Here is a 16,687-nt window from a genome sequence, read left to right as displayed (position 1 = left end):
GAAAAGTATGAATGAAATAATTATTAAAGGGGCCAGAGCGCATAACTTAAAAAATATCGATGTAACGATCCCTCGTAATCAATTAGTGGTTGTGACCGGTTTATCGGGATCAGGTAAGTCATCTCTAGCATTTGATACGATTTATGCAGAAGGTCAACGCAGATATGTAGAATCTTTATCTGCGTATGCACGTCAATTTTTAGGTCAAATGGATAAACCCGATGTTGATTCAATTGAAGGACTTTCACCTGCGATTTCAATTGATCAAAAAACGACTAGCCGAAATCCTCGTTCGACAGTTGGTACTGTAACAGAGATTTACGACTATTTAAGACTTCTGTATGCTCGAATTGGAACGCCGATTTGTCCAAATCACGGTATTGAAATTACTTCTCAAACAGTTGAACAAATGGTAGATCGTGTAATGGAATATCCTGAACGAACGAAAATTCAAGTACTGGCTCCTGTGGTATCTGGTCGTAAAGGGACACATGTAAAAGTATTTGAAGAAATTAAAAAACAAGGGTTCGTTCGTGTTCGTGTTGATGGGGAGCTATTTGATGTATCTGATGAAATAGAATTAGAGAAAAATAAGAAGCATTCGATCGAAGTTGTAATTGACCGAATTGTTGTAAAAGATGGTGTAGCATCTCGACTAGCTGATTCTCTTGAAACAGCATTAAAACTAGGAGAAGGTCGAGTAATCATTGATGTAATGGGTGAAGAAGAATTACTTTTTAGTGAACATCATGCATGTCCTTTATGTGGTTTCTCAATTGGGGAATTAGAACCGCGCATGTTTTCGTTTAACAGCCCGTTTGGAGCTTGTCATTCATGTGATGGATTAGGAACGAAATTAGAAGTGGATATAAACTTAGTGATCCCAAATGATGAATTAACACTTAAAGAAAATGCTATAGCACCGTGGGAATCAATTAGCTCAATGTATTATCCGCAATTACTAGAGAGTGTTTGTAATCATTACGGAATCGATATGAATATTCCATTTAAAGACATACCAAAAGATCTACAAGATAAAATTCTTTATGGTAGTAATGGTGAACAAATCTATTTTAAATACGATAACGAGCAAGGTCATGTACGAGAAGCAATGATTGAATTTGAAGGTGTTATTTCGAATGTAGAAAGACGTTTTAAAGAAACATCTTCAGATTTTATTCGTGAGCAAATGGAAAAGTACATGGCGCAACAGCATTGTCCAACTTGTAAAGGGCATCGTCTAAGAAAAGAGGCTCTTGCAGTATTTATTGGTGGCTTGCATGTTGGTGAAGTAACAAAAATGTCGGTTAAAGAAGCGTTTGATTTCTTTGGATCGCTTGATTTAACGCCAAAACAAGAAAAAATTGCAAATCTAATCCTTCGAGAAATTAGAGAGCGTTTAGGCTTTTTAGTAAATGTAGGTTTAGATTATTTAACATTGAACCGAGCTGCAGGTACATTATCTGGTGGAGAAGCTCAACGAATTCGTTTGGCGACTCAAATTGGTTCGAGATTAACTGGAGTATTATATATTTTGGATGAGCCATCAATTGGATTACACCAACGTGATAATGATCGTTTAATCTCAACATTGTTAAATATGAGAGACATCGGAAATACTTTAATTGTTGTAGAACATGATGAAGATACGATGCTAGCAGCAGATTATTTGATTGATATCGGACCGGGAGCTGGTATTCACGGTGGACAGGTCATTTCACAAGGAACTCCAAATGAAGTAATGAATGATCAAAATTCATTAACAGGGAAGTACTTATCGGGTGAGAAGTTTATCCCTGTACCGCTTGAGCGTAGAAAAGGCGATGGACGTGAAATTAAAATTGTTGGAGCAAAAGAAAATAATTTAAAAAATATATCAACTTCATTCCCATTAGGTACGTTCGTTGCAGTAACGGGTGTTTCAGGATCAGGGAAAAGTACATTAATTAATGAGATTTTATATAAATCATTAGCTCAAAAATTAAATGGTTCGAAAGTACGTCCAGGGGAGCATAAAGAAATTAAAGGCATTGAACAATTGGAGAAGGTTATTGATATTGATCAATCACCAATTGGTCGTACTCCTCGTTCAAATCCGGCTACTTATACTGGTGTATTTGATGATATTCGAGATGTATATGCTGCTACGAATGAGTCAAAGGTTCGCGGTTATAAGAAAGGCCGTTTTAGCTTCAACGTTAAAGGCGGTAGATGTGAAGCATGTCGAGGCGATGGAATTATTAAAATAGAGATGCATTTCTTACCTGATGTATACGTACCATGTGAGGTTTGTCATGGTAAACGATATAATCGAGAAACGTTAGAAGTAAAGTATAAAGATAAATCGATATCTGAAGTTTTAGATATGACAGTTGAGTATGCAGTTTCATTCTTTGAAAATATTCCAAAGATTAAACGTAAACTTCAAACGTTAAATGATGTAGGTTTAGGTTATATTACATTAGGTCAACCTGCTACGACTTTATCTGGCGGAGAAGCACAGCGTGTAAAACTAGCTTCTGAACTTCATAAACGTACGAATGGAAGAACTTTATATATATTAGATGAACCTACTACGGGGCTTCATGTTGATGATATTGCACGATTATTAGTTGTTTTACAAAGACTAGTAGATAATGGAGATACTGTACTTGTAATTGAACATAACTTAGATGTCATTAAAGCAGCCGACCATCTAATCGATCTAGGACCAGAAGGTGGAGACAAAGGTGGTACTATCGTAGCAACCGGTACACCAGAGAAACTATGTAAAGTCGAAGCGTCTCATACAGGTAAGTATTTAAAAGTTGTATTAGAACGTGACAAAGCAAGAATGGAAAAACGAATGGCATTGATGGAGTCTTAAAAGAAGACTCTTTTTATAAGTGTATAATTATTGAAATATTGATGTGATAGAGTAGTTGATTGGAACGAAAAGGGTGCTCAACTCCAGCTGAATTAGCTGGATAGCGAGCATCCTGGAACGGAAATCAACTATTCTTCTTTTTCTTTGTCAGATTGTTGAGTCAATAGGAAAACGCATATTAAGTGATCATTAATGATGATAATATTATCATTTTTTGGATGAGTTGATTATAGGTGTGAATAAGTTTGAGCAATTTAATTTTACGAACAAACTCTATTAATTGTTTATTCTTGTGAAGTTAAAAATATTTATAAGCTATTTTTTAGAAAACAAATCAAATGATGATTATAAAACGTTGATGTTCGATTTTATTTGACCTACAACTGATTAACAAGCTATTATGCAACTCTAAGTAAAGGATATTTGAATAGTATTTATTGACAAGATTTTTTTAACAGCGTAAGAAAATGAGGCAACCCCTTATTCGTTGTGTTTGTTTTAAGGACTTAATGTTATTCATAGTTCCTTTTACTTGAAAAGTAGTCCACATTTCTTTAATGTTTTAACATAGAATAAATAATGAAAAAGAAAAATTAGTAATGTTAAAAAATATGAGGGCGCATCGATAGAGAGGAGATTTTTTTTTGAAAAAACTATATCGATCTTCTAAAGATTCTATGCTTGCGGGTGTATGTGGTGGATTAGGTAAGTATTTTAATTTGGACAGTACATTAATCCGTTTACTGTTTGTTATATTATTCTTCGTAGGATTTGGAGCACTTCTATTTGTGTATTTAATTTGGATATTTGTTGTTCCAGAAGAAGGTGACGTGAAATAAATGAGATGGTTATTTTCATTAGCTATTAATAGCTTAGTTTTTATTGTAGTAGCAGGATTTCTGCAACCAGATTTTTATGTAAAAAATGTTCCAACGGCCATAATTGCTGCGTTGGTGTTATCGATCTTAAATACAATTATTCGCCCAATCTTAATTTTAATAACTTTACCTGTAACCATTTTTACAATGGGATTATTCCTGTTTATTATTAATGCATTTACGCTAGAAATTACTGATTATTTATTAGGAGATGCCCTACGAGTAAATGGTTTTGGAACTGCTATTATCGCATCGATTCTAATTAGCACATTCAGTATGTTAATTCAATATTTTGTATTTGGATCAAAGGACAAAAAAAAGCATAGTCATCGGTAAAAAAGAGGAGTCTCTTAAGTTATAGTACTTTTGAGAGTCTCTTTTTTTGTTTTTTAAACTGATTATCGTTGCTATAATGCTAAAACTGATTGTTCAGTCTTTAGATAAATTCACTTTTAGATTAATGATTTTTAATCATTTTAGCGTAGTTAGTGACTTGTCGACATTTTCCCACAAAGTTTAAAAATGGTACAATATGAGAGATAATACATAATTATTAATCCTTAGGAGGCTTGTATGGCTAAATTACGTACAAAGAATTTAGTTGAGTATTTTAAATTAGAGGTCATTAGTGGAAGTGCGGGTTTGAATCGTTCGATTAACACGACTGATTTATCTCGTCCAGGTATAGAGGTTGCAGGTTTTTTTACATACTATCCATCTGATCGAGTACAAATATTAGGGAAAACAGAATTAACTTTTTATCATAGCTTAACTGACGAAGAAAAACACGATCGATTAAGAAAGCTTTGTGCAGATGATACGCCTTGTATCATCGTGACACGAGGTTTAGAAATTCCATCCGAATTAATCGAAGCGGGTGAAGAAACTGGCGTACCTATTTTACTATCAAACAGTAAGACAACTAAAGCGTATAGTAGACTTACGAGTTATTTAGAGGCTAAACTTGCCCCAACTACAGCGTTACACGGTGTACTAGTTGATATTTACGGTGTCGGTGTATTAATTACTGGAAAAAGTGGAGTAGGTAAAAGTGAAACAGCTCTAGAGTTAGTAAAACGTGGTCATCGATTAGTAGCAGATGATTCAGTAGAGATTCGTCAAACTGATGAGGATACGCTAATTGGTTCATCGCCAGAATTGATTGAGCATTTATTAGAAATTCGTGGATTAGGAATTATCAATGTAATGACTCTTTTCGGAGCAGGATCTGTGCGTAATTACAAGCGTATTACGTTGAACATTGATTTAGAGACTTGGGACTCCCAAAAGGTTTACGACCGAGTTGGCTTAGACGATGAAAAACTTAGAATATTAGATACAGATATTTCGAAAATTACATTGCCTGTTCGACCAGGTCGAAATTTAGCTGTTATTATTGAAGTAGCAGCGATGAATTTCCGTTTGAAAAATATGGGTGTAAATGCAGCGCAGCAATTTGCAGATCGTTTAGAGAAAGTAATTCAAGGCGGTAATAATGTTAGTGATTTAATTTAATGAAAAAGTGGGGAAATTGAAATGGAGTCAAATATTCAGCCATTAGATAAAGTATTTTTACACTTAGGTCCACTTTCAATAAAGTGGTATGGGGTATTGATTGGATTAGGTGTTGTGTTAGGTTTATGGTTGGCAATTCGTGAAAGTAAACGACGTGGAATACCTGATGATACATTTTTAGATCTAATTTTAGTAGCTCTACCTTCAGCAATTATAGGGGCTAGAATTTATTATGTGCTCTTTGAATGGAACTACTATTCTAAGCATGTTAGTGAAATACCAGCAATTTGGCATGGTGGATTAGCTATTCATGGTGGTTTAATTGGAGCATTTATTGCTAGTTACTTCTTTGCAAAGAAAAGAGGCATTTCATTTTGGAAGCTTGCAGATATAGCAGCACCAAGTATTTTAGTAGGCCAAATGCTTGGACGTTGGGGGAACTTCATGAACCAAGAGGCTCATGGTGGACCAGTAACTAGATCATTTTTAGAAAGTCTTCATTTACCTACTTGGATTATTAATCAAATGTATATTGATGGAACGTATTATCATCCAACGTTTTTATATGAATCATTATGGAGTTTATTAGGGATTATTTTCTTACTAATTTTAAGAAGAGTGAATCTTAGACGTGGTGAAATGTTTTTAACTTATTTAATTTGGTATTCAATTGGTCGTTACTTTATTGAAGGATTAAGAACAGATAGTTTAATGTTAACAAGTACAATTAGAATGGCTCAATTTATTTCAGTCGTAATTATCGTATTATCTATTATTATTCTTATTTATCGTAGAGTTAAGGGGTTATCGAATGAGCGTTATTTAGACGCATAAGTTTGTAAAACAGGAGTGGGGAGCACGTTGGAAACTTTAAAGAGAGGGTTACTAGTTGGTTTTCAAACTTCTTGGAAAATAGGGAAAATAATTTTCCCTATTTCTTTCATTTTAACGATTATTAAAGAAACTGCTCTAATGGACTGGTTTGTTCATATTCTTGAACCATTAATGAGTTTTATTGGTTTAAAGGGAGATGCAGCATTAGTATTAGTTTTAGGAAATGTTTTAAATCTATATGCAGCTCTTGGAGCAATGCTTCCGATGGATTTAACTGTTAAGGAGGCATTGATCCTTGCAGTTATGTTAAGTTTTTCTCATAATCTATTTGTTGAAACGACAGTAGCTACTGCTGTAGGGGTTCGAGCATCTTTTGTTGTTTTAGTAAGGATAGGTTTTGCAATTTTATCTGCTATTTGTATCCATTTCTTTTGGTCAGGTGGAACAGAAATTGTTCATAAAGGCATTGCAGTTGCAGAAAGCGCTAACCAGACAGGATGGGATATCGTTTATACTGCTATCATTTCGTCATTAATGGGGATTTTAAACCTTATTAAAATTGTTTTTCCATTAATGCTAGTTATTCAAATTGCAAAAGATTTTGGGTGGATGAATTATATAACAAAAGCATTGTCTCCGTTTACTAAATTAATTGGTGTTGAAGCAAAAGCTGGAGTTACATTAGCTGCGGGATTGTTTTTTGGATTAGCTTTTGGAGCAGGTGTTATGATTCAAGCCGTTAAAGAAGATGGTGTTTCGAAACGTGATTTATATCTCGTTTTCTTATTTTTAGTAGCTTGTCATGCGGTAGTAGAAGATACACTTCTCTTTATTCCTTTAGGGATTCCAGTCTTATACTTATTTTTAATTCGATTTTTTGTCGCGTTAGTTGTTACTTGTATAGTTGCAAGAATCGTAGGTAGAGTAGGTAAGAAAACTGAATCAAGTTTAAAAGCTGAAGTGAAATAGAAAGGAAATTCTTATGAAAATAAATACGATCCTATTTGATTTAGATGGTACTTTAATCAATACAAATGAATTAATTATTGCTTCATTCTTGCATACTTTGAATAAATATTATCCTGAACAATATAAACGTGAACATGTTATACCATTTATGGGCCCTACTTTAACTGAATCTTTCTCTACGGTAGATGAAGAAAGAGTTGAAGAGCTGATCTCGGAATATCGCCGTTTTAATATGGAGATGCATGATGAGTTTGTTGAGGAGTATGAAACGGTTTATGAAACAATTGAAACTTTACACAAATTAGGCTATAAAATTGGGATTGTAACAACAAAGGCACGAAACGTTGTTGAAATGGGCTTAAGTTTTAGTCGATTAAAGCAATTCTTTGATACTGTTATCACAATTGACGACGTGCAAAATGCAAAGCCACATCCAGAACCGATTCAATTAGCTTTAAAAAAATTAAATTCTATTCCTGAAGAGAGTATAATGGTGGGCGATAATTACCATGATATTGAAGGTGGTCAAAATGCTGGAACGAAAACTGCAGGTGTTGCTTGGTCACTAAAAGGAAAAGAATTTTTAGCTACTTTTAAACCTGATTTTATGCTTGAGAAGATGAGCGATATCTTACCAATTTTAGGAATTGATGAGAATTGAGGAAAACGAAACGCTACCTAATTGAAGGGGAGAATTCACTTTGGCAAGTGTACAAGACTGTTTCATTTTGGAAAACATTTCGAAATGTCATTGTCATTGAAATAGCTCGTTATGTCCCTTTCTTTAGACTGAAAAACTGGATGTATAGGAATCTCATTGGAATGAAGGTAGGAGAGTATACATCCTTTGCGTTTAAAGTAACGCCTGATTTAATGTTTCCTGAATTAATTTCAGTTGGTAGGAATTCGATTATCGGCTATAATACAACAATCTTGGCGCATGAATATTTAATTAATGAATATCGATTAGGAGAAGTCATTATTGGTAATAATGTGTTAGTTGGTGCAAATACGACAATCCTGCCGGGTGTCACAATTGGTGATGATGCGAAAGTTTCAGCTGCAACACTCGTCAACAAGGATGTTCCAGCAGGTGCATTCGTTGGAGGTAATCCTATGGTTATTATTTCATTACCTCAATCTGAAACTACTATTTAACCTCTTAAAAAAGTGGTTTTCAATATTTTTTGTTTCGGTTAAAATAATACTTTGACAACTTATTTAGATAATGTGGAAATTGTACGTTCGTTTAAAATTCTTATAATTTGGACGGCGACTATTTCCTCTTTTTATGTGATATACTGTGATAAGCTTGAAAAACTGGAGGATCGAATGTCAGAAAATTTGGGGAATCAAACAAATCAATTTCATAATGTCGTTTTGTTCTCGTTACCGAAAGATTATTTCTACGAAAAAGGGATGAAAGCTTATAATAGTAACGATTCTGAGCAAGCGATTTATTATTTAAAAAAAGCTGCTGAAAATGAAGAAAATCAAACAGTTCTTATAGATATTTCTAGAAAGCTTTTATCATTACATCAATATCAAACTACAATTACAATTTTAGAATATATTTTAGATAAATATCCAACAAATGAGGATGTATATTATTTATTAGCATTTGCATTTTTTGAATTAGGATTGTTCCAAAAAGCCAATTTGTATGCTCAAAAGTATTTAGAAATTGGTACGGATGAAGAGCAATTAGAAGAACTAGAAGACTATTTAGATATTATTCAAAGTGAAGAAGATGATGATTTAAGTATTAATGATGACTTATTAGTGCTTCAAGAGCGAGTTACAAGCTATTTGGCAAATCATGATTGGAAATCAGCTAAAACAACTTTACTTAGTATTGTTGATAAGTATCAAGAATTTTGGCCAGCTTATAATAATCTAGCTTTAGTAGAGCTTCATTTAGGTAATCCTGAGGAAGCTGAAAGAGTATTACAATATGTTTTAGAACAAAATCCAGGTAATTTATCAGCTTTAATTCATTTAACTATGCTAAAAAGAATATTAAATGAACAAGAAATTGCTCTGCAATATCTGGAAAGCTTATCAAATATTGTTCCAATTTCTGAAGAGCACCGCCACAAGCTTGGTGTACTTTTCTATCAATTCAAGAAGTATGAAGAAGCTTATATGTTATTTCATTTACTTTATATGGAACGACCAGATCGTGAAATACAGTTTTATTATATGTTCTGTGATGCAGCTTATCAATCTGGAAGAATTGAAACGGCGGAGCGTATATGGAATTTTGAAATGACAAGTGAATTTAATGATCATGAGGAATTGGCTCCTTGGGCTGAAAAAAAACATTCATCGAATGAAATTGAACAATTAATGGCTGAAACAGAGTACCAAGCAAAATACTCCAATTCGAATAGTGAGAGATGGGGATTAATCTATTTTATGAAGGAATATTATTATGAACAAAAATTTAGTTCAATCCTTCAAGATTTAAATCCATTAGAAAATATTGGTCTCGATGAACAATTAGAACAGGTTCTTCTAAATAATATGTGTTATATAGAGCCTCATCCATCATTGAATATTGCGATTAACGGAGCAAAGAAAGTACAGACGACTTGGGAAGAAGATTATATAATACTACGTAATCATCTTCAATTATGGTTTTTCGCTATTTGTGAACTTACATTGAAATATAAAGAATTACCTGTAAATGAAGATGTTTTATTAGCTGCAACACATTATCTTGTTGAAAATGAAGTAAAACGTGTATCACAAAAGAAAATTGCAGCAAACTATAATATCTCTACCTATTTATTAAATAAAGGCATTAGCGCCATTCGAAGCTTGTTTTAATACCAGATGGTGTTAATGCAAGCTTTCTTTATTTCACATTAAGGTGAAGTATAAATTGGCGGCAAGGATTCGTACTCGACGTGGTAGCTTCGTCTAGAAGGCTCGCCAGTCGACGAGTTTTCTTTATCATGAGCATATGATTTGTTGTTTTATGTCTTCGCGTATTAGGATAGTGATAGTTAATGAAGTAGGGCAATTAGCCATTTAAGTACAAGGAGTGATTAAGAAATGGAAGAAAAAATTTATGATGTTATTATCATTGGAGCTGGTCCTGCAGGGATGACTGCAGCTGTATATACATCTCGTGCAAATCTTTCTACATTAATGATGGAACGCGGTATTCCAGGTGGACAGATGGCAAATACTGAAGAAATTGAAAACTACCCAGGTTTTGATAGTATTCTAGGTCCAGATTTATCAAATAAAATGTTTGATCATGCGAAAAAATTTGGTGCTGAATACGCTTATGGAGACATTAAAGAAATTATCGATGGTAAAGAATATAAAACAATAGTTGCTGGTAAAAAAGAATACAAAACACGTGCGATTATAATTTCAACTGGTGCAGAATACAAAAAAATTGGTGTTCCAGGTGAGCAAGAGCTTGGAGGACGTGGTGTATCATACTGTGCTGTTTGTGATGGAGCATTCTTTAAAGATAAAGAATTAGTTGTTATAGGTGGCGGAGATTCAGCAGTAGAAGAAGGCGTATATTTAACTCGATATGCTTCTAAAGTTACAATCGTTCACCGTAGAGATCAATTACGAGCTCAAAAAATTCTTCAAGACCGTGCATTTTCAAATGAAAAGATTTCATTTATTTGGAATTCAACAATTAAAGAAGTAAACGGAACTGATGGTAAAGTAAGTAGCGTAACGCTTGTTGATACTAAAAATGGTGAAGAATCTGAATTTAAAACAGATGGAGTATTTATCTATATTGGAATGCTTCCATTAACAAAACCATTCTTAAGTTTAGGCATTACAAATGAAAATGGATATATTGAAACAAATGATGTAATGGAAACAAGAGTACCAGGTATTTTTGCTGCTGGTGATGTTCGTGAAAAAACTTTACGTCAAGTTGTAACAGCTACTGGAGACGGAAGTATTGCTGCTCAAGCAGTACAACATTATATCGAAGAACTAAAAGAAGAATTATCTAAAACTAACTGATTTGATTTAAAAACGATAAACTGATTTATAAAATTAAGTTTTAGAATTGTGAACGAAATTGTAATATTCTGAAACTTATATGTAATTAGGGTGTAACTCTCTTGAAATATAGTTACTGTAATATAGACAATAACCAGAGAGCCCCCTAATATATATAGGAACATGGATATGCGCTTGTCCATGTTCCCTTTTTTTGCGCATTAAAGTATAAATTCGTAGCGACGAGGGAGGACATAACGTAGTTGCAAAGTTTAGCAATTAAGTATAAATGCAACTAAGCCTTTAGTCTTCAGCTTGCCAATCAGTGAGTTTTCTTTATTTGTCTCCGAAAGTGATCGATTTTGTTCCTCAACCCTAGTTTTAACCCACAAAATCTTTTCCTTTAGCCAGGACCTTTCTACCCTAATTCCTATTCTTAACAAGTTGTTGTCTGACTAGTTTAACGGTATAATATAGATTGGGCAGTTTCAACCAACTGCAAGTCCAAATTGTAAGTGAGGTATAAGAAATGCAAAGAGTTACACATTGTGTTTTGGTAAATGAAAATAATATCCTCTTGCTACAAAAACCTAGAAGAAACTGGTGGGTTGCACCCGGCGGTAAGATGGAGCCAGGTGAAAACATTAGAGAAGCAGTTGTTCGTGAATATCGTGAAGAAACAGGTGTTTACTTAAAAAACCCAAAATTAAAAGGTGTTTTTACAATTATTATAGAAGAAGATGCTAAGGTAGTGAATGAATGGATGATGTTTTCATTTTTGGCTACCGAGTTTGACGGTGAAAATCAAGATGAGTGTGAAGAAGGAATTCTTCGCTGGCATGCAATAGATGAAGTGAAAAATCTTCCTATGGCAGCAGGGGACTATCACATTATTGATTATTTACTAAAGGGTAAAGAAATTTTACATGGTACCTTTGTATATACACCGGATTTTGAATTATTAAGATATCGTTTAAATCCTAGTTAACCTAAATTATAGAAAGGGTTGAGTTAAATGCCTACAAGATCACATGTGAAAATGGTTATTATAACTGGAATGTCAGGTGCTGGAAAGACTGTCGTTGTTCAAGCGTTAGAAGATATCGGTTATTTCTGTGTTGATAATCTTCCTCCTGCTTTACTTCCAAAATTTGTAGAGCTATTAAAGGACCCGGATCACATTACAACAGATAAAGTTGCTCTTGTTATGGATTTACGAGGAAGAGAATTTTTTGATCAGTTAGGGAATTCGTTAGATCAATTAATGTCTACTCCTTCAATCATCCCTCAAATTTTATTTTTAGATGCAACGAACGCTGCACTTGTTACTCGCTACAAAGAAACTCGTCGTTCACATCCACTTTCACCAACGGGATCTCCATTAAAAGGAATTGAGATGGAACGTACTCTTTTAGCTGAGGTAAAAGGGCGTGCACAATTAATTTATGATACTTCAGATTTAAAACCTAAAATATTACGAGAAAAAATAATTGAACAATTTAGAGAAAATGAACAAGAAGGTTTCTCAGTAAATATTCAGTCATTCGGTTTTAAGTACGGAATACCGATTGATGCGGATTTAGTATTTGACGTACGATTTTTACCAAACCCATTTTATATTGAATCAATGCGTCCCTTAACTGGCTTAGATGAAGAAGTTTCCTCTTACGTTCTTAAATTTAATGAGACAACCGAATTTATGCTGAAATTAATTGATTTAATTAGTTTTATGTTACCTCAATATAAAAGAGAAGGTAAACGACAACTAATCATTGCGATCGGATGTACGGGTGGACAGCATCGCTCTGTTACTTTAGCAGAGTATTTAGCTAACTACTTTAAAGATCAATATGATACGAATATTAGTCATCGGGACGTTGAAAAAAGGAGTCATAAGTAATGGTTAGTCAACGTTCGAAAATAGTAATAATTGGAGGCGGAACGGGACTATCTGTTTTAGTTCGTGGGTTGAAAAAACATCCCGTTGATATTACCGCTATCGTTACAGTCGCAGATGATGGTGGTAGCTCTGGACGATTACGTGACGAGTTAAAAATTCCACCGCCTGGTGATGTACGAAATGTACTTGCCGCGTTATCAGATGTGGAACCGATGTTGGAAGAATTATTCCAGCATCGATTTGCTACATCTGGAGACCTTTCTGGACATTCTCTTGGTAATTTAATGCTAAGTGCAATGACTGCAATTACAGGTGATTTTTATCGTGCAATCATTGAAATGAGAAGGGTATTAAATGTTAGAGGGAAAGTTATACCAGCAGCTAATCAAAGTGTCGTATTAAAAGCTGAATTAGAAGACGGCACAATTGTTTCAGGTGAATCAAAAATTCCTTATTCTGGTAAAAAGATTAAAAGAGTATTTTTAGCACCAGGAAATGTTGAACCTTTAAAAGAGGCACTTGATGAAATTAATCGTGCTGACCTGATTGTAATTGGACCGGGTAGTTTATATACGAGTATCCTTCCTAATCTATTAGTTACTAAAATTGGGAAGGCTGTTGTAAATTCAAAAGCTAGAAAAGTATATGTATGTAATGTGATGACTCAAGCCGGTGAAACTTTGTATTATACAGCTAGCGATCATGTAAAGGCTCTATACGAACATTTAGACTCAAGCTTTATCGATACAATCATTGTAAATGAGGGCACAATGCCTAAAAATATTTTAGAACTATATAAAGAAGAACATGCTCAACAAGTAAAACTAGATATAACTGAGCTTAACTCTTTAAATTTAGAAATAGTTTATAAGTCGATCGTTAAATATGATGATAATGTGATTAGGCATGATACTGTAAAATTAGCTGAAATCTTGTGTGACCTAATCCCGACAAAAATAAAAGAATAATGAAAAATATATAGAACTAGAAGGAGGGGGTGATTCAAATGTCCTTTGCATCAGAAACGAAAAAAGAATTAACAACGATTGAAATCAAAGATTGTTGTTCAAAATCTGAGCTATCCTCTTTAATTCGAATGAATGGTTCATTATCAATTGCGAATCGCCAATTTATTGTAGATGTAGTTACTGAAAATGCAGCAATTGCTAGAAGAATATATGTATTAATTAAACGTGTTTATGATGTGGGCGTTGAATTGCTCGTTCGTAAAAAAATGCGTCTTAAAAAGAACAATGTATATATTGTTCGAATAAAAGAAGAAGCGAAACATATTTTAAATGATCTTTATATAACAGGTGAAGGATTTACCTTTACAAATGAAATAGCGAAAGAGCTAATTGCGAAGAAATGTTGTAAACGCTCCTATTTAAGAGGTGCTTTTCTAGCTGGTGGTTCGGTAAATAATCCAGAGACATCTTCATATCATTTAGAAATTTTTTCACTATATAAAGAGCATACGGAAGAAATTTGTCGTCTAATGAATGAATTCGGATTAAATGCTAAAACACTGGAGAGACGTAAAGGTTATATTACGTACTTAAAGGAAGCAGAAAAAATTACTGAGTTTTTAAACGTTGTTGGTGCACATTCAGCTTTATTAAGGTTTGAAGATATCCGCATTGTAAGAGATATGAGAAACAGTGTTAATCGTCTAGTAAATTGTGAAACTGCGAACTTAAATAAAACGATCAGTGCAGCCTTCAGGCAAATTGAAAATATACGTTATATCCAAAGCTCAGTTGGTTTAGATATATTACCACCAAAGCTACGTGAAATTGCAGAACTTCGAGTAGCGTATGAGGATGTAACATTAAAAGAGTTAGGTGAAATGGTATCTAGCGGTGCGATTAGTAAATCAGGAATCAATCATCGACTACGTAAAATTGATGAAATAGCTGATAAATTAAGAGCCGGAGAACCAATAAAAATAAAATAAAAGTTAAGAGGGAAGAAAAAAATGATTGAGAAAAAAGGGAGAGTACTATTAGAAACTGGAATACAGGCTCGTCCAGCAGCACAATTTGTTCAAGTTGCTACGAGATTTCGTTCAGAAGTATTATTAGCTTACAAAGGCAAACAAGTTAACGTTAAGAGTATTATGGGTGTTATGAGTCTAGCTGTACCTCATGGAGAAGAAATAGTCGTTACTGTTACTGGCGACGATGAAGTTGAAGCGATGGAAGCAGTAATGGACTTTATTGGAGAAGAAATTTGATGTAATTGGACATTCACAAGTTGGATGTCCAACTTTTTTTCTATAAAAAAACTAGCCGAAAAATTACGGCTAGTTTTTTAATATTATTTAATAGCTGCAGTATTAGAAATTACTTTATCAATTAATCCGTATTCTAATGCACGGTCTGCAGTCATAAAGTTATCACGCTCTGTATCGCGCTCGATCGTATCTAATGGTTGACCAGTACGATCTGCAAGAATTTTGTTTAATTTATCACGTAAGAACAAGATTCGCTTAGCTGCAATTTCGATTTCAGTAGCTTGACCTTGAGCACCACCTAATGGTTGGTGAATCATAACTTCTGCATTTGGAAGAGCATATCTCTTTCCTTTTTCCCCAGCAGATAATAAGAAAGCACCCATTGAAGCCGCCATACCAATACAAATTGTAGATACTTGAGGCTTAATAAAGTTCATCGTATCATAGATAGCCATACCAGCAGTAATACTTCCTCCTGGACTATTTATGTATATTGAAATATCCTTATCTGGATCTTCTGCTGCTAAAAATAAAAGTTGTGAAACGATTGAGTTAGCTACGTTATCATCGATTGCGCTACCTAACATGATGATGCGGTCTTTTAATAGACGAGAGTATATATCATACGCACGCTCACCACGACTTGTTTGTTCAATAACTGTAGGAATTAAATTCATTTTTTCTCCTCCTTGTTTAAAACAAATGAATGATTAATACAATAATACCTTTAAGGTCAGAAAAGGTCAAATAAAAGAGATGCTATATTTAATGTATTATTTAAACTAAAAAATATTGACCTTTTATAACATATCTATTTATCTAATACTTCAACATCATTAACGACTTTTCCTATTATTAAACGTAACTTTATGTAGTTTTTCTTTTGATATTAAAAAATTAATAACATAATGATTGGAGAATATTCTAGTTTGAAAAACAGAGTCTTGTTAAATTACCAAATTTTCGTAAAAGGAGTCGAGCACCCCTCCGTTCCAATCAACTTTTTCAACGTAAAAAGTTTACGATAAAAAGCTACTTTAATATCCTTTACTTAGCGTAAAATAATAGTTTATTAATTAAGATCAAACTTGAACTTATAAACTAATCATTTGAAGTTACTAATCTAAAATTTGTTATAAATTTTTTAACCTCTGAAAAGACAATTAATAAAGTTTATTAGAATTAAATATAATCTCATGGTGCCCCCTGTATTTAGAGGATGATGAGTTTCAATGCATTTACTAGTACCAACAAGTCATCAAATCAAAAGAGAAAAACGTATAAATCAAAATTTATAGAAGAAAATACACACACAAACCATTCCAAAGTGCATCTTCTTCTTTTTCATACTCAAAAAGAAACCTAAATCATTGCGGTCAGAACATTCTAACGATATAATAAAGCATAAGATTTTCATAATCCTACGAATAAGCTACATAGCGAAACATCAGCGCACCAATCGAGCCACTCCTTGCATTAGCTTACTGAGATTGGGGCGACAA

At 33.6% G+C, this 16,687-nt stretch carries 16 protein-coding genes; 15 read left to right on the top strand and 1 reads right to left on the bottom strand.

Annotated features, from left to right (window positions below; all coding sequences use genetic code 11):
- Nucleotides 1-7 precede the first annotated feature (7 nt).
- The 15 genes from uvrA (at nt 8) to ACFVR2_RS12435 (ending at nt 15,185) form a co-directional block, all read left to right on the top strand.
- The gene (uvrA, locus tag ACFVR2_RS12505) at nt 8-2,866 is read left to right on the top strand and encodes an excinuclease ABC subunit UvrA (protein WP_387362787.1); all 2,859 of its coding nucleotides are present in this window, start codon (nt 8-10) and stop codon (nt 2,864-2,866) included.
- 644 nt (nt 2,867-3,510) lie between these two features.
- A complete protein-coding gene (locus ACFVR2_RS12500; RefSeq protein ID WP_025568734.1) occupies nt 3,511-3,705 on the top strand; it encodes a PspC domain-containing protein in 195 nt (64 codons plus the stop codon).
- Nucleotides 3,706-4,080, top strand: a complete 375-nt coding sequence (locus tag ACFVR2_RS12495; protein WP_387362100.1) for a phage holin family protein — start codon at nt 3,706-3,708, stop codon at nt 4,078-4,080. It begins immediately after the preceding gene.
- Between the two features lie 237 nt (nt 4,081-4,317).
- Nucleotides 4,318-5,259 (top strand): HPr(Ser) kinase/phosphatase, encoded by a 942-nt coding sequence (gene hprK, locus ACFVR2_RS12490; RefSeq protein WP_387362098.1) that lies wholly within the window; start codon nt 4,318-4,320, stop codon nt 5,257-5,259.
- Between the two features lie 21 nt (nt 5,260-5,280).
- Nucleotides 5,281-6,093, top strand: a complete 813-nt coding sequence (lgt, locus tag ACFVR2_RS12485; RefSeq protein WP_387362096.1) for a prolipoprotein diacylglyceryl transferase — start codon at nt 5,281-5,283, stop codon at nt 6,091-6,093.
- Between the two features lie 27 nt (nt 6,094-6,120).
- Nucleotides 6,121-7,062 (top strand): nucleoside recognition domain-containing protein, encoded by a 942-nt coding sequence (locus tag ACFVR2_RS12480; protein WP_387362094.1) that lies wholly within the window; start codon nt 6,121-6,123, stop codon nt 7,060-7,062.
- Nucleotides 7,063-7,075: 13 nt separating this feature from the next.
- Complete coding sequence (gene ppaX / locus ACFVR2_RS12475; RefSeq protein ID WP_387362092.1) at nt 7,076-7,723, top strand: pyrophosphatase PpaX; 648 nt, start codon at nt 7,076-7,078, stop codon at nt 7,721-7,723.
- Nucleotides 7,720-8,220, top strand: a complete 501-nt coding sequence (locus tag ACFVR2_RS12470; protein WP_387362090.1) for an acyltransferase — start codon at nt 7,720-7,722, stop codon at nt 8,218-8,220. The genes ppaX and ACFVR2_RS12470 overlap by 4 nt, the downstream gene beginning before the upstream one ends.
- Nucleotides 8,221-8,394: 174 nt before the next feature.
- Nucleotides 8,395-9,894, top strand: coding sequence for a tetratricopeptide repeat protein (locus ACFVR2_RS12465; protein ID WP_387362088.1), 1,500 nt, complete (start codon nt 8,395-8,397; stop codon nt 9,892-9,894).
- 228 nt (nt 9,895-10,122) lie between these two features.
- Nucleotides 10,123-11,070, top strand: coding sequence for a thioredoxin-disulfide reductase (gene trxB, locus ACFVR2_RS12460; protein WP_387362086.1), 948 nt, complete (start codon nt 10,123-10,125; stop codon nt 11,068-11,070).
- Between the two features lie 508 nt (nt 11,071-11,578).
- The gene (locus ACFVR2_RS12455) at nt 11,579-12,037 is read left to right on the top strand and encodes an NUDIX hydrolase (RefSeq protein ID WP_056469826.1); all 459 of its coding nucleotides are present in this window, start codon (nt 11,579-11,581) and stop codon (nt 12,035-12,037) included.
- A gap of 27 nt (nt 12,038-12,064) precedes the next feature.
- A complete protein-coding gene (rapZ, locus tag ACFVR2_RS12450; protein WP_387362083.1) occupies nt 12,065-12,949 on the top strand; it encodes an RNase adapter RapZ in 885 nt (294 codons plus the stop codon).
- The gene (locus ACFVR2_RS12445) at nt 12,949-13,917 is read left to right on the top strand and encodes a gluconeogenesis factor YvcK family protein (RefSeq protein ID WP_387362081.1); all 969 of its coding nucleotides are present in this window, start codon (nt 12,949-12,951) and stop codon (nt 13,915-13,917) included. The genes rapZ and ACFVR2_RS12445 overlap by 1 nt, the downstream gene beginning before the upstream one ends.
- 38 nt (nt 13,918-13,955) lie before the next feature.
- Nucleotides 13,956-14,906 (top strand): DNA-binding protein WhiA, encoded by a 951-nt coding sequence (whiA, locus tag ACFVR2_RS12440; RefSeq protein ID WP_098428527.1) that lies wholly within the window; start codon nt 13,956-13,958, stop codon nt 14,904-14,906.
- A 21-nt stretch (nt 14,907-14,927) separates the two neighbouring features.
- The gene (locus ACFVR2_RS12435; protein WP_387362078.1) at nt 14,928-15,185 is read left to right on the top strand and encodes an HPr family phosphocarrier protein; all 258 of its coding nucleotides are present in this window, start codon (nt 14,928-14,930) and stop codon (nt 15,183-15,185) included.
- A gap of 83 nt (nt 15,186-15,268) precedes the next feature.
- On the opposite strand, the gene clpP is transcribed toward ACFVR2_RS12435, so the two are convergent.
- On the bottom strand, nt 15,269-15,862 hold the full coding sequence (gene clpP / locus ACFVR2_RS12430) for an ATP-dependent Clp endopeptidase proteolytic subunit ClpP (RefSeq protein WP_335410037.1): 594 nt from the start codon (nt 15,860-15,862) through the stop codon (nt 15,269-15,271).
- Nucleotides 15,863-16,687 lie beyond the last annotated feature (825 nt).

The organism is Gottfriedia sp. NPDC057991 (assembly GCF_042886615.1).
Classification (GTDB): domain Bacteria; phylum Bacillota; class Bacilli; order Bacillales; family Bacillaceae_G; genus Gottfriedia.
This window is presented reverse-complemented; position numbering and strand designations above follow the sequence as displayed.